Here is a 23759-nt window from a genome sequence, read left to right as displayed (position 1 = left end):
ACGCCTCTAGCCCCCCGGCATGATTTCGCGGAGTTGCTGCACCGCTTCCTCGGCCGCGACGCGCACCGCGGCTTGCCAGCCGTCGGCGTGGGGGCGTTTCTCGTAGGCGAAGATCACGCCGCGCGAGCTGTTGACCACCGCGCCGAGTCCGTCCGCTGCGAAGCCGCCCGCCACGTCGGTCGCCGCGCCCCCTTGGGCGCCGAAGCCGGGGACCAGGAACCAGGTGTGCGGCATCGCGGCCCGCAGTTCGGCCAGTTGCTCCGGATAAGTCGCCCCCACCACGGCTCCGGCCACACCATAACCGCACTCGCCAGCCGAGGCGGCGCTGGTCGCTTCGACGTGGGCGCCGACGCGGCGATAGAGGGGCTCGCCGTCGACCAACTTGTCTTGGAACGTGCCGCCACCCGGGTTGGAAGTCTTCACTAGGATGAAGACCCCCGCGTTGCGTGCGGCGGCCACCTTGGTGAAGGGCTCGAGACTGTCGTCGCCGAGGTAGGGGCTCACCGTCAGGGCGTCCCCCCTCCAAGGGCTCACGGCGCCAAGCCAGCCGTCGGCGTACGCCTCGGCGGTGCTGCCGATGTCGTTCCGCTTGCCATCGACACAGACCAAGAGTCCCGCCGCATGCGCGTGGTCGATCACCGCCGCCAGCGCCGTCATGCCCGCGGGGCCGAGCTGCTCAAAGAACGCCGCCTGCGGTTTGACGATCGGCGTCAGGTCGGCGACCGCGTCGATGACGCCGCACGAGTGCGCGCGGAACGCCTCGGCGATCTCTGCGAGCGAGGCGCCATCCGCGGGCCGCAAGCCGTCGGGCAAGTTGCCAAGCCGCGGGTCGAGACCGACCATCAGCGGGCTACGCTTGGCCCGCACCGCAGCGGCGAGGGCGTCCATGAACGCGGGCATGATGGTTTCGAGCTACTCAAGTAGAGGCGGGCAGATTGCGGACATGCAAAATCTCACTCCCCGCCACAGGGCGGACTCCACCGGCCTCAACGGTGACGACCGCGACCGTCGATCCGTCACCGGAGACGAACTCGACTTCAAACGCCTGCGCATCGGGGTACGCGTGTACAACGGTCCCAACGTCGCCGGCTTGCAAGCCGTGCTCGGCAATAGCGGTCGTCAAGACGACAGTGTCGTGTTCTGCGATCATGAATCGACCTCGTCCGGGTAGGCGGTCACGAACCGGGGGGCGAGTGTCCCGGTTTCGACAATCCATACGGTTACGATACGCGGTCGGGCGCCATCGGGGCACTCCAACTCACCTCGTCCGACGTACTTGGCGCCATAGAGCGTCATTTCTTCCGCAAAGTCGTCGCTCGTTCGGGCTATACCGAGCAAGCATTCCTTGAGACTCTCAGCCGACTCTACCACGAACCCATGTGATTGGAACCAGCGTGCTTTCGGGCCCCCAACCGGGTGAGAGAGATTGAGCAGATAGTCCGTCAACTTCTCTGCTGGGACGACAGCCGATTCGGAGTGTGGTATCGGCATGATGAAGATCGATCACCATTCCCAGCCGTAGTTGGCGTCTCTCAGCGGGCCGGCCTTCACATCGGTAATCCCAGGATGTTGGATTAGCCAGTCAATCACCGCTTGACGATGTGCGGCACCACTTTCACCGTGTCGCCCGACCTCGACAACGCCGCACCAACTGTCACGGCCACCACCGCCGCCAAACTGCAGTCCACGGCCTTCGATTAGGCCGACGATAAAGGTGTCCCAAAACGCGTCGTCCTCGTCCGCCGTGAAAGGCGGGTCGATCGAGAATTCGATCTCAAAGCAATCTTCGCGGAACTCGCCGAGATACTTCTTCTTGCGGAGCCTTTTCTTCATCGCCACATCAGAACAGGAAACCAATCGAAGACAACCTTCGTTCCTTAGTTCCTTTGTGGTTCAAAAAATTCAGCGAGCCTTCTTCGCCAACCGCAGCTGGGCCCGGGCCTGCTCGATTGAACGCAGGCGGGTGAGGATCCCCTCGTCGCCCTTCGCCGTCAGGCCGAGGCTCTGCTCGAGGTGCTCGTTGGCCGAGACGAAGTCGATCTCGCCGACTTCCATCGCCCGGTTCGTCATCACATTGACGACGTTGTCGGCGACCTGAACGAACCCGCCGTCGACGTAGAAGCTGTCGGTCTTGCCGTCGACAGTGAGCCGCATCTCGCCGTAGCCGAGTCGGCCGATCATCGGGGCGTGGCCGCGGAGGATGCCGACCTCGCCGTCATACAGCGGCAGCACCACACTCGACGCCGTTGTCTCGACAACGGTCTCTTCGGGCGTGACGACGGTGACGGTCATTTCAGCCATGGCGGAATCGATGCGTTGCGACCTTGATCCCCCACCCCCTTCAGGAGGAGGGGTTAGGGGAGGGGGTGGCGCGGGTACCCGGGGCGCCCCTTCCCAAGCCCTCCCCCTGAGGGGGAGGGGAGATGCTTGCTACTTCTGGTTCTTCTTCCACTGCGCCTCGGCCTGCTCGATCGGGCCGACATACATGAAGGCGCTCTCGGGGAGGTGGTCCCACTTGCCTTCGTAGATCTCGTTGAAGCTGCGGATCGTGTCGGCGATCGAGGTGAACTCGCCCGGTTTGCCGGTGAACACTTCGGCCACGTAGAACGGCTGCGACAAGAACCGCTCCATGCGGCGGGCGCGGTGGACGACCTGCTTGTCGTCTTCGGCCAGCTCGTCGACGCCGAGGATCGCGATGATGTCTTGCAGTTCGCGGTAACGCTGCAGCGTGGTCTGCACCCGGCGGGCGCAGTCGTAGTGCTCTTGGCCGACGTACTGCGGGTCAAGGATCCGTGAGGACGACGCCAGCGGATCGACCGCCGGGTAGATGCCCTTCTCGGAGATCGACCGCTCGAGGTAGAGGAACGCGTCGAGCTGGCCGAACGCCGTCGCCGGCGCCGGGTCGGTCGGGTCGTCCGCCGGGACGTAAACGGCCTGCACCGAGGTGATGGCGCCGTTCTTCGTCGAGGCGATCCGTTCTTGCAGGGCGCCCATCTCGCTGGCGAGGGTCGGCTGGTAACCCACCGCGGACGGCATGCGGCCAAGGAGGGCCGACACTTCCGAACCCGCTTGCGAGAAGCGGAAGATGTTGTCGACGAACAGCAGCGTGTCGGCGCCCGACTTGTCGCGGAAGTACTCGGCCATCGTCAGGGCCGACAGGGCGACGCGGAGACGCGATCCCGGCGGCTCGTTCATCTGGCCGAACACCATGCAGGTCTGGTCGATGACGCTCTTGCCGGTGTCGCCGATCTTGGCTTCCTGCATCTCGAGCCAGAGGTCGGTCCCTTCACGGGTCCGCTCGCCAACGCCCGCGAACACCGAGTAGCCACCGTGCTGCGTCGCGATACGGGCGATCAGCTCGGTGAGGATAACCGTCTTGCCCAGACCGGCGCCGCCGAACAGACCGGCCTTACCACCGCGGACGAACGGCGTCAGCAGGTCAACGACCTTGATGCCGGTCTCGAAGATCTGCGTGTCGGTCGTCAGGTCCTTCAACTCGGGCGCATCGCGGTGGATCGGCCAACGCTCTTCGGCGTTGCAGGGGCCGCGGCCGTCGATCACGTCGCCCGTCACGTTGAACACGCGGCCGAGCGTCTCGACGCCGACCGGCACCGACACGGGGGCGCCGGTGTCGAGCACCTCGGCCCCACGGACCAAGCCTTCGGTCGAACCGAGGGCGACGCAACGCACGCGGCCGCCGCCAAGCTGCTGCTGCACCTCGCCGGTCAGCTTGATCGAGACGCCCTTGGTCTCGGTCTCGATGCGGACGGCGTTGTAGATCGGCGGCAACTGGCCCTCGGGGAACTCGACGTCGAACGTCGAACCGATGACCTGGGTGATCTTGCCGATGTTTTGAGTGGCGACGGACATCTTTTTGTGCTTGAGGCTTTTTGAAGGGAGATGAGGGGGATGGAACTGGGGATGGGGGGATGGCAACTTGGCGATGCTGGACCGCACTTGCTAAAGCAGTCTTCTTAAAAGAATTGCTTCAGCTTCGCTGAACCGGCCGCCCGTGTTGGCGGCCATCTCCTTATCTCCCCTTTATCTCCACATCTCCCTTCATAAGGTTTCAATCGTTGAGCGGTTAACTGATCGCGTTGACGCCGCCGATGAGGTCCATCAGCTCGTTGGTGATCCGGCCCTGGCGGGCGCGGTTGTACTGCATGCTGAGCGACTTGATGAGGTCGTCGGCGTTCTCGGTCGCGGCCTTCATCGCCACGCGGCGGGCGATCTGTTCGCTCACCGCCGAGTCGAGGAAGCACTTGAAGAGCTTCACCTTGAAGCTTGTCGGCACGACCTCTTCGAGGATGCTCTCCGGCGACGGCAAGAACTCGTAAGGCGTCCCGGCCGAGGCGTCGGCGGCGTCGCTGTCGTCCGCGCCGGCGAGCGAGCCGAGGGGCAGCAGCGTCTCGACGGCGACGACTTGCTTGGCGGGGGAGAGGAAGCGGGTGTAGACCACATCGAGGCGGTCGAGCTCGCCGGCCGCGTAAGCTTTGAGGTAGCGCTCGGCGATGGCGTCGACCTCGTCGAAGCGGGGCTTGTCTTCGAAGTGAGTGAACTGCTGCTCGGCGACGACGCCGCGGTACTTCATGCCGCCAATGCCACGCTTACCGCTGACCTCAAGGGTGCAGTTGTCGGCGACCGACTCGAGCACGTCCCATTGCTTCAGGCCGGCGCGGATCAGGTTGCCGTTGAAGCCGCCGCACAAGCCGCGGTTGGCGGTCAGGATCAGCAGCTTGGCGTTCTGCGTCTTCTCACGCGGCTCGAGCAACGGATGGCTGACGGTAAGACCCGTCTTCATCAGGTCGGCGACGAGCTGCGTGATCCGGTTGGTGTACGCCGTCGCGGCGCTGGCGCGGTCCATCGCCTTCTTGAAGCGCGCCGTGGCGATCAACTCCATCGTCCGCGTAATCTTGCGGATGTTCTTGACGGACTTGCGTCGCTTGTCGAGTTGACGGGGGTTGGCCATTTAAGAGCGGTCAGCTGTCAGCGATCAGCGGTCAGTGAAAGCATTCGCGGCGAGCCGCGCAGGTCGAGTTTGGCGGGTTGCGATCAAACGGCAGCGAGCGTCGGCTTGGTCGCCTTGGAGGGCGCCTGGAACTGCGCCTTGAACTCGCCGATCGCGCCCTTGATCGTCGCGGCGAGCTCGTCGCTGATGGCGCCGGTCTCGCGGATCTCTTTGCCGATCTCCGGCTTTTGGTCGTGCAGGAAGTTGAGGAACTCCTTCTCGAACGCGCCGATGTCCGAGACCGCCACGTCGTCGAGGTAGCCCTGCGTGCCGGCCAGAATCAGCAGCACCTCGTCCTCGGTCGCGAGCGGCGAGTACTGGCCCTGCTTGAGCAGCTCGACCATGCGGTAACCACGGTCGAGCTTGCCCTGGGTGTCCGGGTCAAGCTCGGTCCCGAGCTGGGCGAACGCCTCGAGCTCCCTAAAGGCGGCCAAGTCGAGACGCAGACCGCCGGCGACCTTCTTCATCGCCTTGATCTGGGCGGCGCCACCGACGCGGCTCACCGAGATACCGGCGTTCATGGCCGGCTTGACGCCCGCGAAGAACAGGTCCGGTTGCAGGTAGATCTGGCCGTCCGTAATCGAGATGACGTTCGTCGGGATATAGGCCGAGACTTCGCCTTCGAGCGTTTCGATAATCGGCAACGACGTGATCGAACCACCGCCCAGGGCGTCCGACAACTTGGCCGAACGCTCCAGCAGACGGCTGTGGCAGTAGAACACGTCGCCCGGGAACGCCTCGCGTCCCGGCGGGCGCCGCATCAGCAGCGACAGCTCGCGGTAGGCGACGGCCTGCTTCGAGAGGTCGTCGTAAACGACCAGAGCGTGGCCGCCGTTGAACATGTACTCCTCGGCCATCGCCGTGCCCGAGTAGGGGGCGATGTACTGCAGCGGCGCCGGGTCGCTGGCGCCGGCGACGATCACCGTCGTGTAGTCCATCGCGCCCGAGTCGCGGAGCTTCTCGATGATTCCCGCGACCGTCGACTCTTTCTGACCGACCGCGACGTAGAAGCACTTCACGCCGGAGTGCTTCTGATTGATGATCGCGTCGACCGCGATGGCGGTCTTGCCGGTCTTGCGGTCGCCGATAATGAGCTGACGCTGGCCACGGCCGATCGGCGTCATCGCGTCGATCGCCTTGATGCCGGTCTGCATCGGCTCGCCAACCGGCTGACGCTCCGACACGCCGGTGGCGATCACCTCAACGGGGCGCCGCTTGCTGGTGTTGATCGCTCCCTTGCCGTCGAGCGGCTCGCCGAGCGGGTTCACCACGCGGCCTAGCATCTCGTCGCCGACGGGGACGCTGAGGAGTTGGCCGGTCGTCTTGACCTCTTCGCCCTCATTAATCTTGAGGTAGTCGCCGAGGATGATCACGCCGACCGAGTTCTCTTCGAGGTTGAACGCCAAGCCGGTGACGCCGCTGGCGAACTCCACCATCTCGCCGGCCATGACGCCGCCCAGGCCGTAGACGCGGGCGATGCCGTCGCCGACTTCCAAGACGCGACCGACCTCGCGCACGTCGATCTGCGCGTCGTAGTTGGAGATCTCTTGCTGGATGACCGAGGCGATCTCGTCGCTGTTGAACTTCATCGCGTTTCTCGTGATTTTGACGGGATCAACAGGATCGACAGGATGAGGGGATCCGCGTGAACCTGTCGATCTTGTCTAGCTTTATTCGGCGAGCGTGAAACGCTCGGGTTGGGATTCGATCGCGGCGACCGTCTGGTTGACGATCATCTTGTGGGCCTTGGCGAACGCCGTGCGGACCGAGCCGTCGAAGACGGTGTCGCCGACCCGCACCTCAAGGCCGCCAACCAGTTCGGGGTCGATCTCGACCGAGGTGATCGGCTCGAGCCCGGTCTGCTGGCGGATGGTCTGTTCGATCTCGGCGATCAAAGCGTCATCGACCGCGTGGGCCAGTCGGATCAGGACCGGGGCCCGGTTGTTCGACGTCTCGTAGAGCTTCCGCGCCTGGCGAGCGACCTCGCCGACGAGGTTCATCCGCCGATGGTCCGCCATGACCTTGAGCAACGTCACCACGACGGGATCGACACGGCTGCCGAGGACGCGGTCGAGCATGCCGACACGCACCTCGTCATCGACGAAGGCCGACCGCATGGCTTCGGCGAAATCGGGGTACTTTGCAAACACCTCGGTCGCAACGGCTTCGAGGTCCTCTACCGCCGTCTTGTCGTTCTCCCCCGCGGCGCCCAGGAAGCCTTGGGCGTAGGTCCGCGCGATTCGCTCGGCCGTCACATCCATGACGGTCTCGTGCTTCGGCTTGCTGTCGCCTTTGGCCATGGTGAGGGAGGGACGCCTGGAGAGGGGAGAAAGGGGGAGTGAAGACGCTGCGTCAGTTGGCGCTGGGGCCATTGCTCGAGAAGCGACCGAGCGCTTCGCGGACGATCTCACTCTGACGCGCCGGGGTGATGTCCTGCTTCACGACCCGGCCCGCCAGGTCGATCGCCAACCCGGCGGTCCGCTCGGCCAGGCTGCGGACGGCGGCGTCCTTAGCCTGGTCGATGTCTCGCATCGCCCGGTCGCGTTCGGCCTCGAACTCGGCCTTGGCGTTAGCCTTCGCCTGAGCGACGGTCGTCTCGGCGTCGCGGTGGGCCTCGGCCAGCAGTTCGCGGACCTGGTCGGCGGCGCCGGCCAGGTGCGCTTCGTGCTGGGCGAGAATTCCCTTGGCGTCTTCGAGCTTCTGCTGCGCCTCGGCGATCGCGCCGCCGATGTTCTCCTCACGGGCCTTGAGGGCCTTCATGATCGGCTCCCAAGCCACTTGGCTGAGGATCAAGAGCATGGCGACGAAGACGCCGAGCGTCCACAACGCGAGGTCGGGGTCGGTCGCCAACGGATCGGGCGCCGACGCCGGGTGGTCCTCGTGGCCGGCGTGGTCGCCGTGAGCCTCTTCGTGCCCGTCGGCGTCGTGTCCATCGCCGTCGGCCGCCGCAGCGACCTCCGCCTCGGACGCGACTTCGGCGGCTTCGTCGGCCGGAGATTCATCAGCCGCCGCGTCTTGCGCGGAGCACGCCGTAGCGTACGCCGCGATCAGGACGCCGAAGACCAACGTTGTCAGAACGCGCTGCCAATCGCGCATCGGGAAAGCTCCCACACAGCAAAAAGGGCCAAACTCAAAAGGGGAAATCGCTGCCGGGCGTCGCGGCGCGAGGCGCCGTCGACCCCCGAAAGCCTATCGCTTACATCAAGAAGCCGATCAGGATCAGCGCGAAGAACGTGGCGCCTTCGATCAGGGCCGCCGCGATGATCATGCCGGTCTGAATGTTGCCGGAGACTTCGGGCTGACGGCTCATGGCCTCGACAGCCATGCCGCCGATCTTGCCGATGCCCAGGCCAGCGCCCAGGATCACCAGGCCGGCGCCGATGCCCTTGCCGACGGCGTCGAACAGAAATTTGCCGCTCTCGGCGTCGAACGTAGTCGAAGCGACTTCTTGTGCGTCAGCCGCCGAAGCGAGGAGCAAATAAGCCATGCACATGCTGGCGATGCGGAACAATTGCGCCACGGGTGGTCTCCCTCTCGAATTGGTTAAGCGTCGACGGCTGTCGGACGGTTAGTGCGGGTGCACTACCGAGCCAATGAACAGCGAAGACAAAAACACGAAGATGTAAGCCTGTAAGAAGGCGACAAACAGTTCTAGGAAGCTCAGCGCGGTCGCGCCGAGCAGGCTGGCGGGCATCACGCCCCACCAGACGGTCGAGGCCGCGGTGTAGCTGATGAAGCCCAGGATCACCGCCAGCACGATGTGGCCGGCGAGCATGTTGGCGAGCAAACGAACGGCGAGCACGCCGTGCTTGACCAACAGTCCGAAGAGTTCGATTCCGAAGATCATCGGCACCAGGAAGATCGCAACCGGCTTGGGCAGGTCCATGTGGGGGATCTGCGCCTTGAGGAACCCGGCGAACCCGTACTTGACGATGCCGATGCCGCACACCGTGATGAAGGTCATCAGGGCAAGCACCGCCGTGACGGCCAAGGACCCCGTCGGCGAGCCGAACCAAGGCAGCATGCCGAACAGGTTGCAGCCCAGCACGAAGAAGAACAACGTCCAAAGGAACGGCAGATAGTCGTCGGCGTCGTGCTCGCCAATCGTGGGGCGGGCGACTTCGTCGCGGATGAACAGCAAGAACGACTCAAGCAGGTTGGCCAGCCAGCCCTTGGCGGCCCCACCCGACTTGATCTGGGTCGCGAGCCAACCGAACAAGGCGACGCAAATGACCAAGACCAGCGTCTCGATCACCATGAACTTCGAGAAAACGAAGTCCATCGGCATCAGCGACTTGTCGATCACCGCGACGCCGGTCTTGAGCTCGACAACCGGCTTGTATTGCGGGCCGTGCCCGTGGTCGGACCCTTCGATCGGCGTCGCCAGCGGCTGGGGAAGCTGGACGTGGCCGTCGGCGCCAGCCGGCGCGAGCATGCGGGGAAGATGGAAGTAGGGCGTGTCCTGTACGTGCTCGAAGAGCACCTCGGGCGACAACGCGTTCTTGCCAGCGGCCATGCGAATCAGTTCCTTTCCCTGGCTGGTAGCGAGGCGCCAGCCGGACGCATCCCAGTGGCCTGCGGCTTGTTCGTCTGTAGCTGGGTCGTCTGCAGCTGGGTCGCGACGGCCGCTTCACCGGCCACGAGGCTCAGATAAAGCGGCAATGCCACCAAAGCGACGGTCTTCGGCTCGACGCCGCTAGCGGTGACGCCCACCACGACGGCGATCGCGGCCAACATACCGCGGATCCCCATCGTGAGCAGCATTCGCTCGACGGGCCGTTTGATACCCGACAGCCAAGCGATGGTCTCGGCAACGACATAGATGGCCAGCGTCGTGGCGATTCCAACCGCCGCGACTACCGCGATCTTTCCCCCACCCAAAACGGCCGCAACAGCCAGCACTACCACGCCCGCCACCACGATGGGGGCGACGCCGAGCAAGCTATGGCGATCGGTGGGAGTGACGTTCATCTCAGGGAGGTAAGACGCGGTTTCCCCTCCGTGGAGGGGTTTGGCTTGCCGTTCTCTGCAAGTTCCGGGTCGCGGACCTTACAGGAATGTCATGCCCAGCAGGTGAGACGCCCATAGTCGCCGGACTCAGGCTCATCGTCAACGGGCCACGGGGCAATTCGTGCATTTTTTCACAAAGTTTTGCCAGCCCGGCCGACGCGAGACGTAAGTGTTTTAAGGAGAACAGTTTGCAGCGATTGCCGACGCCCGTGGACCCCCGATAGCGGAGGCCCCTGCGATGTCGCGTTAGGGATCCGTCGGCGAAGCTCCCGCGGTGGGGCGGCGCTCATGCTGGCGTCGGGGCGCCCTTCACCGTTCTCAACGAAAGTAATTTCCGCTGAAAGCGCTAAATCGGGAATAATTTGCCCAAATAACGCATCTCGCTTATCGTGAAGTACTCCCCTGATTCCGCCCGCTTGGTTTGATCGACGGCTCCACGGAAGGGCTCTGATCCTCAGTAGGCTCTGACCTTCGTCCCTCCCGTTCTCAATGTCTCTTTCCAAGTTGCGATCGTATACCGCCAAGGACCTCGCCCAGATGGCGCGGCAACGCGGTTTCGCCAAGTGGCACTCGATGCGGAAAGACGAGCTAATCGCCGCCCTCGTCTCGGTTGGCGTGAAAGAGCCCGATCGGTCGCGGAACGCGCCTAGCGACGATGCCGGTGGGGACGCTGAGGCCGCGTCCCAGCGCGCCGCCGCTGCGCGGCCGCGACGCGTCACGGCGGCCCAGAAGAAGCTCGCTGAAATGCAGAAGCATCGCAAGCGACTGCAGGACCTGAGCGTCACCACGGCGACCGCGACGGTCGACCGTTTGCTGCTGCTCGTGCGCGACCCCTACTGGCTGCACGTAACCTGGGAGATCGCCCCGGCGAGCGTCGCCCGCGCCCGGACCGCGCTCGGCCAGCACTGGCACGGCGCCCAGCCCGTCGTGCGGATCGGCAAGCTTAGCGACGACGGTTCGGTCGCCGGCACGCGACAGGTAAAGGTCCACGGCGGCGTCAATCATTGGTACGTCGATGTGGCCGATCCCCCGAGCCGTTTCCGGGCCGAAATTGGCTACGTCGATGTTTCGGGGCAGTTTTATAGCCTCGCCCGCAGCAACGAGGTTCAGACCCCCGAAGCGGGGGTCACCGAGGTTGGCGAGAACGCCTGGTCGGACGTGGCCCGCAACGCCGACAAGGTGTTCGCCCTGTCGGGAGGCTATTCGCACGACGGGCCGAGCCAAGAGCTGCGGCAGGCGCTCGAGACGCGGCTCCGCCGCCCGCTCGGTCGGCCGACCGAGACCAGGTTTACTTCTTCCGCGGCGGTGACCGACGGGTCATCGCTCGACGTCCAATTGGAGGCCGACCTGGTCGTCCGCGGCGCCACCGAACCCCACACCCACCTGACGATCCAAGGCGAGCCGGTCCCGGTCCGCGAAGACGGCCAGTTCGCCGTGAAATTGCCTTTCCCCGATCGCCGCCAGGTGATTCCGGTCGTCGCGAGCAGCGCCGACGGGCTGCACCAGCGGACGATCATCTTGGGGGTCGAACGGAACACCAAAGCGCTCGAGCCTCGCCGTCGCGACACGGCGGCCAGCTAGCGGCGCCGCTCGTATCCGATCGGAAGGAAGATGGGCCCTTGGCGTGGGGACCGGCCCTCACGCCGCCGTTTCGATGCGTTACGATCGGGGGGCGAACATTCCACCGACGTAACCGACAGCAAGGACGGTTGTGACGCTCGACATCCGATCAACCCTCCGTGACTGGGGCTTCAACCCCGACGAGGTGACCGTCCGTACCATTGAGGGTGACGACGGGCTCGAAAAGATCCAGCTCCGGCTCGACCTGGGGCTGATGCAGATGGAGGTCGATGGACGGCCCGACGGGGAACGTGTCGAAGGGTTCGACTCGTGGTTCGAGTTGCACCGCGACCGCCAACGCCAGCACGACGCCGAGAATCCCGACGGCGCCCCCTACCGTCTGAAGCCCGAGGACTGCGCGAACCTCCTCCGGGAGGGGGTGCAGTACTACCACCGGTACGTCAGCTTCTGGGCGCTCTCGCGGTACGAGCTCTGCGCGCGAGACACCGAACGCAATCTGCAGCTGATTCTGTTTGTCCGCGACCACGCCAAGCTCGAACGCGATAAGCTGCAGTTCGACCAGTGGCGTCCCTACGTGGCGATGATGCACGCCCGGGCGGTCGCCACGCCGATGCTGGAGGCCGGCCACCGCGAGGCGGCGATCCAGGCGATCGATATTGGGGTCCACCGCATCGAGCGCTTCTTGGCCGATTACGGCCGTGAAGAACAAGCCGACCAAGTCAACGAGCTGTCGTTTCTTCTACGCTGGCGTCGCGAGATCGCCGACGGCGGCAAACGGAAACTCCCCAAACCCGAGGACTATGTGCCGGACGACCCACTCGATCAGCTGCGCGAGCGACTGGCCGAAGCGATCGAAGCGGAACGCTACGAGGAGGCCGCCAATCTCCGCGACGAGCTCAATCGTTTGGAGAACCCGCCTCCCCCCGGGGGCTGAAACATGTCGAACGTAGACAGGTCGCCGATCGAGGCGTCCGCCGACGAACTGGTGGCGTCGTTGCGCCGGCTCGGTTCTTGCGCCGTCGCCTTCTCGGCGGGGGTCGATAGCACCGTCGTCGCCAAGGCGGCGCAACTCGCGCTCGGCGACCGAGCGGTGGCGGTGGTCGGCGTCGGTGCAGCGCTCCCCGCTGGCGAACTGTCGGCGGCGCGCGAGCTCGCCGTTGTTATGGGGGTCCGCCTCGTCGAGCGGGCGACGCTTGAGATCGAGAACGCCGCCTACCAGGCGAACGCCCCCGACCGGTGCTACCACTGCAAGACCGAGCTGTACGGCCACGTCCACGCGGTGGCCCGTGAACTTTCGTTGGCGGTCGTCGTCAACGGCGCCAACGCCGACGACGTCGGCGACCACCGTCCCGGCATGCGCGCCGCCGAAGAGCACGCCGTCCGCAGCCCGCTGCTAGAGTTGGGCTTTGGTAAAGACCGTGTCCGCGCGCTGGCTCAGCACTGGGGGCTCCCGGTGTGGGACAAGCCGGCGGCCCCCTGTCTCGCGAGCCGCATCGCCTACGGCCAGCAGGTGACGCCCGAACGATTGGCGATGGTCGACGGCGCCGAACAGCGTCTCCGCGCGCTCGGCCTACGCGAGCTACGCGTCCGTTACCACGAGGGGGACATCGCCCGCATCGAGGTCCCCGACGAAGCGATTGGCCTGATCGCGGTGGCCGAGACCCGCCGCGCCTTGGTGCGTGACCTGCGAGCGCTCGGCTTCAAACGGGTGACGCTCGATTTGGCCGGGTTTGAGTCGGGAAGCCTCAACACGTTGGTGCCGGTCGAGATGCTGACCTTCTCCCCTCCGGCCGCCGCTACTCGACGCGAATGAAGCGCGGATTGCGACCCTTTTCTCTGGAGCTCTCGATGAAAGCCTTGCTACTGGTTGGGGTGATCGCGTTCTCGACAGGCGTGGCGCCGATGCTCGCTTCGGAAGCGGGCGGCGAGTGGCGCCAGCTTTTCAATGGCCGCAACCTCGATGGTTGGCTGGTGAAGATTCACGGCCATGAAGTCGGCGACAACTATCGCGACACCTACCGCGTCGCCGACGGCGTGTTGCAGGTCCGTTACGACAGGTACGACGAGGGGGGCTTCGGAGAGCGCTACGGCCATCTGTTCTACGAGAAGCCGTTCTCGTCCTACGACTTGGCGGTCGAGTACCGCTTCGTCGGCGACCTGATGCCGTCGGCGCCCGGCTATGCACGGCTCAACAGCGGCGTGATGCTCCACGCCCAGGACCCGCGACGGATGCCACGCGGCCAGAACTGGCCGATCAGCATCGAGTTCCAATTCCTGGCGGGCCTCCCCGACGGCAATCCCAGAGCAACGGGCAACGTCTGCACGCCCGGCACCCACGTCTGGTACGACGGGAAACTCCGCGAGGACCACATCCTGCCCTCCAGCGGGCCGACGTTCGCCCCCGACGAGTGGGTGCGGATCGAGGCCCAGGTCCGCGGCGATGAGATCACCCACTTCGTCAATGGCGAAGAGGTGCTGCACTACTCGAAGCCCGTGATCGGCGGCCCCATTGTCGACGGCTACGACCCGGCGGAGTACATCGAGGGCAAGCCGCTGACCTCCGGCTACATTGCGCTGCAGGCCGAGGGCAACGCGATCGACTTCCGCAAGGTCGAGGTCCGGGAGTTGCCGATCGAATAGGTGTTTATTGGTTGCTCCCGGATTTCTGTCGCCAGAAGGGTTAGTTCACAAGCCACGTGGGCGACAGTGTGCCGGCTGGGGGCCTCTTTTCAGGGGCGACTGCAACAAGAGTTTTTTAAGGTCGCTCTCCGATGCGTCGATGCTTGCTCACCGCCTTGGCTCTCTCCCTATTGGGGTGCTCATCGGGCGAGAGAGAGACGCCCGCAACTTGTGATCCGATACAGACGGTCGGTAGCGTGGTGGAAGCGTATGGAGATTTCCACCAGATGACAGCGGCTCCCGTGCTGGTCGACCCAATCATCGCAGCGCTGTGTGTGTCTCCGCAGCCGTCCCAACTTGAAGTCACACGCCAGGCCTACGGCCCCCATGCCAATGCCGCCATCGTGGTCTACATGAACGACTTGGCAGCTCAGGCCTTTAACGGCGGTCGTAATCGATACCCAGAGGGGGCCGTTATCGTGAAGGAGAAGCAACCCTTCGCTTCGTCGACCGGCTCGTCCAACGAAGGGGTAGGCGGGATGATCAAACGCGCTCCCGGTTTTGACCCGGCGTACGGGGATTGGGAGTATTTTTATCGAGATAGTTCGGCGCCACTGCAGTCAGGCGCCATCGCATCATGCAGCAATTGCCACCGCAGAGCTGCAGATACCGACTATGTGTTTGGCGACTGGGCTAGCGAAGAGTGATCGTGTCACCCCGCTGCGGGCTTGGCGGCCGACGGTCCACTGCATTACTGCATGTCGTCGCTGATCGGCTCTGGCAATGTCCAATCGACCGGCGTGTAACGCGCGATTCTTGTGCGCAAACGCTCGAAGTCCTTGCAGGCGTCGGCCGCCGTGGCGCCGCTCTCGGCGAGGTCCGCCGCGACGACGCCGCAGGCCGTGCCGCTCGACCACTCGATCGGGTGTAGCCGTGTCGCGGTGTTCGCCAAGAAGGTCTGGGCCATCGTCTTGCCGGCGACCAGCAGGTTGTCGAAGCCGTCGTTGGTGAGCGAACGGAGCGGCAGATAGAACGGCAGCGTCGCGTGGTTCTCGTGCAGGTCGGGTGGGTACTCGTAGCCGACCAGCGGGTGGATATCGGCCGCGTAGGCGCCCAGGGCGACGCGGTCCCGGAATTTGGTTCCGGTAAGCCGCGGTAGCGTATCGTCTTCGACCTCGGCGACCAAGTCGTCGAGCTTCAGCACAAAGCCGTCGACGCCGATGCTGCGGCGCGTGTCGCGGATGTAGGGGAGCTTCGCCAGGCCGTGATGCGTGCCGAGGGCTTCGCCGTCGAGCGTGATCTGATCGGGGTCGATCGCCGCCGGCGCCGCGTGGCGGAACCAGTCGTGCCAGGCCAAGGCGCGGGCTTCGGCCGCCGCCAGGACCTCGGGGTCGACGCCGCCACGCCAGTCGTCTCGCGCGGCGGCCGCCGCGTCGCGCGTCACGAAGAGGTAGCCGAACGGGTAGTCGTTGCCGCCGTCGCCGACGGTGGCGGAGTAGCCCCAGTTCTGGAGCGACAACTCGCCGGCCGAAGCGGTTGGCCCGTCGCCGAGGACGCGGCGATAGGTCCAGATCAACGACCAAGCGTCGGCCCGGTCGTGGTAGGGGCCGTAACCGAGGCCCGCTACCGGCTGATAGGAGGGGTGATCATCGATCGGCCGGTCGTGCATCCGCTGGACGAAGCAGTAGACGGTCGCTTGGCCGAGGGTGTCGTCGCCGTCGAGCGAGTCCTCGGTCGGCTCTGCGCCTTGCAGGTAGGGGGCGTCGGCGAGCGCCAGGACTTCGCCCCACTCGGTGGCGTCGATAAAGATGTCGCCCTCGATGCGGAGCGTCTCCTTGGTGAATCGCGACGAATCGGCCGGCGAGTACCAGTCGGCAAGCTCTTGGGACGGGAGCCGGTCGTAGCCCTCGACGCCGTCGCGCGGCGTGCGGCGGACAGCGACGATCGCCGTGACGCGGCGGCCGTCGGTCTCGACCTGTTTGACGACCGTTTCACGGTAGACCGTCAGCCGACCGGCGAGTTCGCGTTCGCGCGGTTCGAGGAAGCCGTCCAGCAGGCGCCGCGGCTCGAAGCAGTAGCGGCTCACCCACCCGCCGCCGGGGTTGCCGATCGCCGCGAGCGCGTCGCGGAAGAAGGGCGTCATGTTGCGCGGGTCGCGTGCGACGGCGGCCACGTCGAGCAGCACGCGACCGTCGCTGGCCGTGATCTTGTGCCAAGCCTCGTCCACGGCGGGGACGGCCGACGAGGTGAGCTGTCCCCCGATCCAGTCGGTCGGCTCTAGCAGGGCGACGGTCGCCCCTTCCTCGGCGGCAGAGAACGCGGCGGCGAGGGCGGCGGTCGAGCCGCCGGCGATGACGACGTCGTAACGTGCGGCGTCGGTCGCCCGGGGCGCTTCGGCGAGCGAGGCGAGCGGCGCGAGAAAAACCGTGACGATGGCCACGCCGAGCGAGAGGTCGACTTGCTTCACCGTCTTGCCTTCTTTCCGCCGCTAGTAAGCTCGAGGTTGAGCGGTGGATTATCGCCCGGCTCGACATCGGCCTTCAACCCGCTGGCGCCGAACGAGCCGTACGCCTCGGGGATGACAAGCACGCCCAGCGCGCCACTCGAAGCGCCGCCGGGGTTGGTCCGCGGGTCCTGTGTCGAGTAGGCGGTGACGCGGATTCGGTTTTCACCGACGCGGGCGCCATCCTCGGGGTGGAAAGTCGACATGACGAACGTCCCGTCGGGCTGGATCTCGCCGCGTGATGGCTGTCCCCCTTCGACGTGCTGCATCATCACGGTGCCAAAGCTCATCGGTTTGCCGTCGAGGGAGACGGTCCCAGAGACCTTTCCCATTGGCGGTCCGCCACCACACCCGGCCATCAGCAGAATCAGCGCGGCAAGAAAGCCGCCGTTGCGGCGGGCGAAATTACAAGCGATCAACCTTGGTCCTCCGTCGCTGCTTCGCTGGCGGCTTCTTCTTCGCTGGGGCGCTGCGGTTCGGCGGCCGACGGCGCAACGCGGGCGGTCGGCCTCTCGTCGGCAGGAACCTCGTCGGTGGCGGGGTCGTCGGTGGCGGGGTCGTCCGCAGCCGGCGCCGCGGTTCCGGCTTCGTCCCCGTCTTCCGGTGAGACTTCCTCGGCGGGCGGATCGGGCTCGAGCTTGAGGATGAACGGGGCGTTCCCGTCGGCGAGGACCGAGACCTGGATCCCACTGTTGGCGAAGCCGGCGTAGCGGGACGGGGTTAGTAGCTCGCCTAACGCGTCGCCCGTTGGCGTTTCCGCGTTGGCCGGGTCTTGCGAGGCGTAGCAGACGACCCGCACCCGGTGCTGGCCGACCGCGGCGCCATCGCTTGGCTTGTAGGTCGAGAGGACGAACTTGCCGTCCGCGTCGATCTTGCCGCTCGCGGGCTGCCCGCCTTGTAACGGCTGGAACGTGACCGAGCCAAAACCGAGCGGCTGGTCGCCGAGAAACACCCGTCCCGTCACCGGAACCACTTCCGCCTTGCCGGCGCCGGAGCCGCAACCGGTCGCCGCCAGGCCGAGCAGCAGAATCAGTCCGCCGGCGAGTCGTTGCATTCGATAACCGGGGCGGGTCGCGTCGGCGCTACGGTTGGTGGTCTTTTCACAGGGCATTGATGACTTCTCCCCCATCGACGGTTCCCAGTCCGTAGAACGTGGCGGGATCGATCGAGTCGGTGAGCGTGTGGACGCTCCCGTCGCAGTAAACGAACTGCGTCACCCCCGGGTGCAGGCTGCTGAAGGGGCGTTCGGTGAAGTTGGCGTCGATCTGTGGGAGCTGTGAGTTTGGCGTGAAGCGGATGATCCGCACTTGGTAGGGGGCGCCTTGGTAGCCGCCCAGGTACCAGGGACGGATATACCCCGGAAACTCGTCGCATTGTCCGAAGAACTCACAAGGCCTGTCAACGAACTCCCCGATCATCAGCGAGTTGCTCGTCCCATCGACGATCTGCGCGAGCTTGCGTTCCTTGGGAATGATGTAGTGCCGCGTCTTGTTGTTTGGGTTGGGGTAGAGCTTGCCGAAGGTGAAGGCCCCATTGAGGAAGAGGTCGCCGTAGCCGCCCGTGTTTTGGGAGGTGATTCGCTTCTCATCGATGTCGGTAGCCGAGAAGTTGGCGACGCCTGTCGCGCCTTGCTGCTCGTTGATATCGACGCCGGCGACACCGGCGTACGTCACGAGGGCGCCATTCTTGTACCCCTCGGCCGCCGGCGCCGAGGCGTAGATCGGCTCGAAGGAGAAGCTGGGACAGAGATACGACTTGATGACGACGTTCTTGGCGGGGTCCGAGAAGGGCGCGCCGGCCACTTCGTATTCATAATCGACCAGCGCGTCGACGCTCTCTTCCTCGATGTAGGGGAGGATCGCCGTGAAGACGCTGAGCTTGTTGAAGTTCTTGCCAACGTCGACCACCCCGGCCGACGTCAGCATGTGACCGCCAAAGCCCGGCGGGAGCGAGTCCGAATTGGTCGAGGCGTAGTTGAGGCACCCCAGCCCGAGTTGCTTGAGATTGTTCGTGCACGAGTTGCGTCGGGCCGCCTCGCGAGCCGCCTGCACGGCCGGCAGCAGCAAGGCCACCAAGATCCCGATAATGGCGATCACGACCAAGAGCTCGACCAGCGTGAAGCCCGCCTTCCGTTTCAACATCGCATTCCTCGCGGTCTGAAGCATTCGTAGGGACGGTCCGGTCACACGCACTCTTAGCGACGACACGACACGCAGCCGCCCACCATGCCCACCAGCAAGAGCAGGGTGGCCGTGGGCTCGGGGATCGCCGCGGCGGCGCCGGCGGGGGCGTCGGCCCCGTAGTTGTTGGCCCAAACGGTGTAGTCGCCCGAGTCGACGGTCCCCGGCGTGATGTCGTTAGGGAGGGTCAACGGCGCGCCGTTGTTGTCACGCCAGACGGTGTAGTCGGCGGCGTTGACGACGCCGTCGTTGTTGTAGTCGCCGTCGATTCCCGACAGCGGGACCTCACCACGCAACGATTCAAAGTCTCCCGCCAAACGGACCTCGTCGAAGAAAAAGCTGCGGGTTTCCCACTGGTTGAACACCGTCCGCAACCGGGTGATGTCGGCGGTCGTGTTGAAGGCGAGCGTGTCGAAGGAGCCGGTCGCTACGGCCGAGTTGGTCGCGGACTGTTCGGTCGCCACGTTCGCCGGATCGACCCAGTAGGTGACCTTGTCGAACGCCCCACCATCGACGTTGACATCAACCCGTAGCATCAGCAGGTAGGTCGTGCTGTCGAGCGGGCTCTCCGACGTGCCCGAGAGCAAGACGTTGTCAACCAGGATCGGATCGTTGACGTCACCCTGCCGAGCTCGCACCACCAGGTCGACTTGGTCGGTGGCGGCGGGGTTCGACGCCGACTGCTCGCCGTGAAAGCCAAACATCAAACCGAACGGGTTGCCGGCGGACGTGTTGACGTTGTTGAAGCCATCAGCAGTCCACGACCCGTTGGTGAAACCGACCATCGCTTCACCCCGCGCGCCGGCCCCGAAGGCGCCGCCCGGATTGAGCAGGGCGCTCATGTAGTAGGTGTCGCTCGGCGTGTAGGGGTCGAGGCCTCGCTCTCCGGCGCGGAAGGTGACGCCGAACCCACCGGCGGCGATCGGCGCCAACGAAACCTTCCCGGTCGAGTCGTCGTCGTAGGCGACATGCACCGACCGAAGAGTCGGGTTGGTCGCGTCGGTGTCCCAGTTCAGGTTGGCGGTGCCAACCGACCACCCGCTCGGCGAACCGCTGCCGTTGTCGACCCAGCCCGGCGTGACGACCGGATTGCCGTCGGCGTTCGGGCCGGAGAGCCGGAGCTGTGCGTCGCCAGGAAAGAACGGGTCGGCGTAGTCGGCCGCGTTGAAGCTGTCGGCCGCGATCAACTGGGCGGCGGCCCGATTCGGCGCGAACGCCGTACCCGCGAGGGCGACAGAAACGAAGACGAGGGAAGCACGCATGGGGTGGCGCCTGTCAGTGGGGATTCGCGTCTTGTCGGGAGAGGATCGCTTCTCACTTCACCAAGGCCGGCCGCGAGCCGCCCCTCGTGGGGACGGCTCGCTAGGCGGCCGAACGTTTCGTTAGCGGACACGTCGCACGACGGCGCCGATGGCGAGAACCGCTAGCAGCAGGGTCGTCGGCTCAGGGACCGGACGGAGGTCCGCAACCGTGTCGGCAAGGATCGACTCGTCCCAGAACAACGAACGGTCGAAACCCGCCGTCATGATGCTCAAGCGGGCCATGTCCGAGACGGCCGAGAGCTGGAAGCCCGGGATGGCGCCGTTGATGGTTGACGACGCGGTTAGACCCGCCTCGCCGTTGGCGAAGTCGGTGGGGTTCACCCAGTAACGGACCGTGTCGCCCGGGTTGTTGAACTCGAGCGCCATAACGACGTTGAACGTGGTGTTGGCGGCGTCGGGGACCAAGACCGTGGTGCCGATTCCGCCCGCGGCAGCGCCGGTCCGCGAGCGGACCACCAGATCGACGCCGCCCGCGCCGTCACCGACGAATCCCGTGAAGGCGCCGAACAAGTTGTTCGCGGTCCCTTCGATGGTCTGCTGGGCGACAAAGCCGCCGAAACCGACGAAGGCGTAGTTTTGGTTGGGGCCGGTCGAGCTGCCAGCGTTCAGGAGGTGGCTCATGTAGTAGGTGCTGCCCGCCGGCGCCGGAGCGGCCAGGAGGCGATCGGCGCGGCGGAAGTTGGCGGAGAACGCGCCTGGCGCCGACAAGAACTTGCCCTGGCCATTGCTGGGGAGCGTCGTGTCGGCGTCGCCATCAAGGATGCCGCCGGCTTCGACTTGCAGGTTGGCGCTGTTAACGCTCCACGGGGCGCTGAAGCCGACCGAGCTCGCGCCCGTTTGGGCATTCAATCCACCCGCGGTGTACTCTCCCGGGCCGACTATGTAGCTGTCCTGGGCGAGAATCGCCGCCGAGGCGGACGAGCCGGCCACGGCAAGGGCCGCGGTGGCCAAGCAGAGGGTTAGTTGGCGGATCATTAGGCGTCCTCGGGTTCAGGGCGGTGCATCGGGATGATGAGGCGGGCGTCGCTGACACTCCCGGCGCGGCGGGGGCGGTCCGACGCCATCTCCACAGAGTAACCGCGACACCATTTCGCACCTCTCGCAGGTGCGTATTTTTTTCCACCAGATGCGACACCAAGCTTTCTAGCTCGATTGCAATCGCCGCCGATAGGCGAGCGGCGTCATGCCGTAGTGCTTACGGAAGGCCGCGCCGAATTGGGTCGAACCGGCGTAGCCGCACGCCTCGGCGACGGCGTCCATCGGCAGCTCGGTCTCGCCGAGCAACTGCCGGCCGCGCTCGAGTCGCAGGCGGCGGAGCTCCTCGGCGGGGAGCCGGCCGAGCTGCTTCTTGAACTGCCGCTCAAGCTGCCGGCGGGCCATCGGCACGACCGCCAGCACGTCGTCAACAGTGATGCCGCGATAGGCGTGGGTCTGCATGTACCGCAGCGCCTGGACGATCAGCGGGTCGTCGATCGCCAGCACGTCGGTCGATTGCCGGTTGTGAACGCCGTCGGGCGCGATCAGCAGCGGTTCGGCGAGACAGGCGCCCCCTTCGAGCCGCGCCGCGAGGCGGGCCGCCGCCTCGTACCCGATGCGGCGGCTTGCGACGTCGATGCTCGACAGCGGCGGCGTACAGATTTCGCAAGAGAGCTCGTCCGAGTCACCGGCGAGAATCGCCACTTGGTCCGGGACGTTGTAGCCCTCCAGCGTGCAGATCTCGGCCAGGTCCTTGCCGCGTTGGGCGTCGATGGCGAGCACCGCCACCGGGTGCGGCAGCTGGCTGAGCCACCGGCCGACGCGGCGGCGATGTTCCTCGCGGCTGATTTCGCGGCCAACCCGATAGCCGGGGCGGTACTGCGCGCAGCGCTGGCCCGCCGCCTCGACCACCGCGGCGAATGCGGTTCCCCGCCGTTTGGAGTAGTCACGACTCGGGGGCGCGTAGTAGGCGAAGTGCTCGAAGCCCTTCGATCGGAAGTGGTCGAGCGCTAGCTGCGCCCAGGCGTCGGTATCGGTGAGGACGGCGTCGACCCCCTCGGCCCCGACAAAGAGGTCGCCCACATCGACCGCCGGCACGCCACGCTGCTGGATCTGACGCAACAAGAGCGGGGTGGCGAGCCGGGCGATGACGCCGTCGGCCCGCCATGACTCGATCATCGCCCAGCTCGGCCCGCGGTCGTGGGACTCGACCAGCAGATTCCACGGTCCGAACTTCTGGGCGTAGCTCGCGACGCCGCGGAGGACGTTGCGCCCCCAACTCGAGTCAGTCTCGACGAGTACGGCGACTTCGGGGATCGGCACAGCGGCGGCCTGAGGCGGGGCAAGGGGAGGCGGCTGCGAAAGGATAGGCGGGCGCCGCGCAGGTTGGTACGGTCGTTTTCGTGGCGAATCCTATAAATCGAATGGATCGGTTCACTCCTTTTTTCCCGTGAGATTCAATTGGCTCGCGACGATGTGATGCGATACGCGGTGGGGATCATGTCGTCGGTGACCGGCGACGCCGTCGAGGCTGCGCTGATCCACAGCGACGGCCGCGACGAGGTCACGCCGATCGGCGGCGTCAGTTCCCCGTGCGACGAAAGCCTCCACTGGGGCCTCGTCGAGGCGACCCAGAACGACCTGCCGACGACGGAGATCTTGCGGCTCGAGCGGGAGCTGACGCACGCCTACGCCGCCGCCGTCGAGCTGCTGAGAGAGCGCCACCCCGTCGAGATGGCCGCCGCCGAGGTGGTCGGCCTCGATGGCTACACGCTCCGCCGGATGCCATCCGAGGGGCTCTCGCTGCAGATCGGCAACCCGTGGCTGCTCGGCGAACTGACGGGCCTGCCGGTCGTTACGGACTTCCGCCGTTACGACATGGCGATCGGCGGGCAGGGGGCGCCGCTCGAGGCGATGTACCACTGGGCCTTGATGGCCCGCGAGCCCCGCCCCGCCTTGATGGTCAACTTCGCCGCCGTGACGAGTCTCACCTGGCTGAGCCAAGCCAACGACATTATCGCGGGCGATGTGGGCCCCGGCGTCGAGCTCCTCGACGAATGGGTCCAAGAGGTCGCCGAGGCGCCGCACGACCGTGACGGCGCGGTCTCGTCGGCTGGCGTCGTCGATCAGGCGAGTGTCCGCTACGCGCTGCAGAGCCCGTTCTTCTCGCGGCCGTTGCCGCGGACGCCGTCGCGGTCGGACTTCGAGCGGATCGACGTCTCGGGGTTGAGCCCGCACGACGGCGCCGCCACGATCTGCGCCGTCATCGCCGAGTCGGTCGTCTCGGCCGTCGGACAATTGCCGGAACGGCCGCGGCTCGCCTGGGTGACGGGCCCCGGCAGCCGCCACCCGCTGATCCTGGCCCGACTGGCCGAGGCTTTCGACGAGGTCCGCAACGTCCACCAACGCGGGCTCAACCCCGACACCATGCAGGCGGAGTGTTTCGGTTGGCTCGCGATCCGCTACCAGCGGGGGCTGCCGGTCTCGACGCCCGAGACGACCGGCTGCCGCTCGGCCGGCAGCGCGGGGCTATCGACCAAGTGGGACAATATCGACTGACG

General features: G+C 65.8%; 26 protein-coding genes. 6 read left to right on the top strand and 20 right to left on the bottom strand.

The window, feature by feature from the left end:
• Positions 1 to 6: 6 nt before the first annotated feature.
• The 13 genes from pyrF to Pla108_RS19250 all read right to left on the bottom strand — a co-directional run bounded on the left by pyrF (position 7) and on the right by Pla108_RS19250 (position 9979).
• Positions 7 to 900: an orotidine-5'-phosphate decarboxylase gene (pyrF, locus tag Pla108_RS19310; RefSeq protein ID WP_231934556.1), complete on the bottom strand. Its 894-nt coding sequence runs from the start codon at positions 898 to 900 to the stop codon at positions 7 to 9.
• Between the two features lie 16 nt (positions 901 to 916).
• Entirely contained in the window at positions 917 to 1150 is a 234-nt protein-coding gene (locus Pla108_RS19305) for a DUF4926 domain-containing protein (RefSeq protein WP_146446619.1), read from the bottom strand.
• Positions 1147 to 1491 carry a DUF6883 domain-containing protein gene (locus Pla108_RS21700; protein ID WP_146446618.1) on the bottom strand — a complete coding sequence of 115 codons (345 nt, stop codon included), beginning with the start codon at positions 1489 to 1491 and terminating at the stop codon, positions 1147 to 1149. The genes Pla108_RS19305 and Pla108_RS21700 overlap by 4 nt, the downstream gene beginning before the upstream one ends.
• Before the next feature lie 12 nt (positions 1492 to 1503).
• Positions 1504 to 1833 carry a 50S ribosome-binding protein YggL gene (locus Pla108_RS19295; protein WP_146446617.1) on the bottom strand — a complete coding sequence of 110 codons (330 nt, stop codon included), beginning with the start codon at positions 1831 to 1833 and terminating at the stop codon, positions 1504 to 1506.
• Positions 1834 to 1902: 69 nt separating this feature from the next.
• Positions 1903 to 2301 (bottom strand): ATP synthase F1 subunit epsilon, encoded by a 399-nt coding sequence (atpC, locus tag Pla108_RS19290; protein WP_146446616.1) that lies wholly within the window; start codon positions 2299 to 2301, stop codon positions 1903 to 1905.
• A gap of 129 nt (positions 2302 to 2430) precedes the next feature.
• Positions 2431 to 3870: a F0F1 ATP synthase subunit beta gene (gene atpD / locus Pla108_RS19285; protein ID WP_146446615.1), complete on the bottom strand. Its 1440-nt coding sequence runs from the start codon at positions 3868 to 3870 to the stop codon at positions 2431 to 2433.
• Positions 3871 to 4084: 214 nt separating this feature from the next.
• On the bottom strand, positions 4085 to 4969 hold the full coding sequence (gene atpG, locus Pla108_RS19280) for an ATP synthase F1 subunit gamma (protein ID WP_146446614.1): 885 nt from the start codon (positions 4967 to 4969) through the stop codon (positions 4085 to 4087).
• 83 nt (positions 4970 to 5052) lie between these two features.
• The gene (gene atpA / locus Pla108_RS19275) at positions 5053 to 6597 is read right to left on the bottom strand and encodes a F0F1 ATP synthase subunit alpha (RefSeq protein WP_146446613.1); all 1545 of its coding nucleotides are present in this window, start codon (positions 6595 to 6597) and stop codon (positions 5053 to 5055) included.
• 81 nt (positions 6598 to 6678) lie between these two features.
• Entirely contained in the window at positions 6679 to 7308 is a 630-nt protein-coding gene (atpH, locus tag Pla108_RS19270; protein ID WP_197526717.1) for an ATP synthase F1 subunit delta, read from the bottom strand.
• A 52-nt stretch (positions 7309 to 7360) separates the two neighbouring features.
• Complete coding sequence (gene atpF, locus Pla108_RS19265) at positions 7361 to 8104, bottom strand: F0F1 ATP synthase subunit B (RefSeq protein ID WP_146446611.1); 744 nt, start codon at positions 8102 to 8104, stop codon at positions 7361 to 7363.
• Positions 8105 to 8204: 100 nt separating this feature from the next.
• The gene (locus tag Pla108_RS19260; RefSeq protein WP_146446655.1) at positions 8205 to 8495 is read right to left on the bottom strand and encodes an ATP synthase F0 subunit C; all 291 of its coding nucleotides are present in this window, start codon (positions 8493 to 8495) and stop codon (positions 8205 to 8207) included.
• An 81-nt stretch (positions 8496 to 8576) separates the two neighbouring features.
• Positions 8577 to 9524 (bottom strand): F0F1 ATP synthase subunit A, encoded by a 948-nt coding sequence (gene atpB / locus Pla108_RS19255; RefSeq protein WP_146446610.1) that lies wholly within the window; start codon positions 9522 to 9524, stop codon positions 8577 to 8579.
• Between the two features lie 5 nt (positions 9525 to 9529).
• Positions 9530 to 9979 carry a hypothetical protein gene (locus tag Pla108_RS19250; RefSeq protein ID WP_146446609.1) on the bottom strand — a complete coding sequence of 150 codons (450 nt, stop codon included), beginning with the start codon at positions 9977 to 9979 and terminating at the stop codon, positions 9530 to 9532.
• 528 nt (positions 9980 to 10507) lie between these two features.
• Between Pla108_RS19250 and Pla108_RS19245 the strand changes: the two genes are divergently transcribed.
• The 5 genes from Pla108_RS19245 to Pla108_RS19225 all read left to right on the top strand — a co-directional run bounded on the left by Pla108_RS19245 (position 10508) and on the right by Pla108_RS19225 (position 14925).
• Positions 10508 to 11599: a DUF4912 domain-containing protein gene (locus tag Pla108_RS19245; RefSeq protein WP_146446608.1), complete on the top strand. Its 1092-nt coding sequence runs from the start codon at positions 10508 to 10510 to the stop codon at positions 11597 to 11599.
• Positions 11600 to 11729: 130 nt separating this feature from the next.
• Complete coding sequence (locus tag Pla108_RS19240; RefSeq protein ID WP_146446607.1) at positions 11730 to 12533, top strand: UvrB/UvrC motif-containing protein; 804 nt, start codon at positions 11730 to 11732, stop codon at positions 12531 to 12533.
• 3 nt (positions 12534 to 12536) lie between these two features.
• Complete coding sequence (gene larE, locus Pla108_RS19235) at positions 12537 to 13412, top strand: ATP-dependent sacrificial sulfur transferase LarE (protein ID WP_146446606.1); 876 nt, start codon at positions 12537 to 12539, stop codon at positions 13410 to 13412.
• A gap of 35 nt (positions 13413 to 13447) precedes the next feature.
• Positions 13448 to 14239, top strand: a complete 792-nt coding sequence (locus Pla108_RS19230; RefSeq protein WP_197526716.1) for a 3-keto-disaccharide hydrolase — start codon at positions 13448 to 13450, stop codon at positions 14237 to 14239.
• A 143-nt stretch (positions 14240 to 14382) separates the two neighbouring features.
• The gene (locus Pla108_RS19225) at positions 14383 to 14925 is read left to right on the top strand and encodes a cytochrome P460 family protein (protein WP_197526715.1); all 543 of its coding nucleotides are present in this window, start codon (positions 14383 to 14385) and stop codon (positions 14923 to 14925) included.
• Between the two features lie 44 nt (positions 14926 to 14969).
• On the opposite strand, the gene Pla108_RS19220 is transcribed toward Pla108_RS19225, so the two are convergent.
• The 7 genes from Pla108_RS19220 to Pla108_RS19190 all read right to left on the bottom strand — a co-directional run bounded on the left by Pla108_RS19220 (position 14970) and on the right by Pla108_RS19190 (position 22521).
• Positions 14970 to 16685 carry an FAD-dependent oxidoreductase gene (locus tag Pla108_RS19220; protein ID WP_146446603.1) on the bottom strand — a complete coding sequence of 572 codons (1716 nt, stop codon included), beginning with the start codon at positions 16683 to 16685 and terminating at the stop codon, positions 14970 to 14972.
• Positions 16682 to 17140, bottom strand: coding sequence for a hypothetical protein (locus tag Pla108_RS19215; RefSeq protein ID WP_146446602.1), 459 nt, complete (start codon positions 17138 to 17140; stop codon positions 16682 to 16684). Before Pla108_RS19215 ends, Pla108_RS19220 begins: the two co-directional genes overlap by 4 nt.
• Positions 17137 to 17832, bottom strand: a complete 696-nt coding sequence (locus Pla108_RS19210; RefSeq protein WP_146446601.1) for a hypothetical protein — start codon at positions 17830 to 17832, stop codon at positions 17137 to 17139. Before Pla108_RS19210 ends, Pla108_RS19215 begins: the two co-directional genes overlap by 4 nt.
• Positions 17822 to 18862, bottom strand: coding sequence for a DUF1559 domain-containing protein (locus Pla108_RS19205; protein WP_261342532.1), 1041 nt, complete (start codon positions 18860 to 18862; stop codon positions 17822 to 17824). The genes Pla108_RS19210 and Pla108_RS19205 overlap by 11 nt, the downstream gene beginning before the upstream one ends.
• 53 nt (positions 18863 to 18915) lie before the next feature.
• Positions 18916 to 20163, bottom strand: coding sequence for a PEP-CTERM sorting domain-containing protein (locus tag Pla108_RS19200; protein WP_146446599.1), 1248 nt, complete (start codon positions 20161 to 20163; stop codon positions 18916 to 18918).
• A gap of 120 nt (positions 20164 to 20283) precedes the next feature.
• Entirely contained in the window at positions 20284 to 21198 is a 915-nt protein-coding gene (locus Pla108_RS19195) for a hypothetical protein (protein WP_146446598.1), read from the bottom strand.
• A 168-nt stretch (positions 21199 to 21366) separates the two neighbouring features.
• Positions 21367 to 22521 carry an AraC family transcriptional regulator gene (locus tag Pla108_RS19190; protein WP_146446597.1) on the bottom strand — a complete coding sequence of 385 codons (1155 nt, stop codon included), beginning with the start codon at positions 22519 to 22521 and terminating at the stop codon, positions 21367 to 21369.
• Positions 22522 to 22677: 156 nt separating this feature from the next.
• Between Pla108_RS19190 and Pla108_RS19185 the strand changes: the two genes are divergently transcribed.
• On the top strand, positions 22678 to 23757 hold the full coding sequence (locus tag Pla108_RS19185; RefSeq protein WP_197526714.1) for an anhydro-N-acetylmuramic acid kinase: 1080 nt from the start codon (positions 22678 to 22680) through the stop codon (positions 23755 to 23757).
• The last annotated feature ends 2 nt before the right edge of the window (positions 23758 to 23759 follow it).

The sequence above is a fragment of the Botrimarina colliarenosi genome (genome assembly GCF_007859955.1).
Lineage (GTDB): Bacteria > Planctomycetota > Planctomycetia > Pirellulales > Lacipirellulaceae > Botrimarina > Botrimarina colliarenosi.
This window is presented reverse-complemented; position numbering and strand designations above follow the sequence as displayed.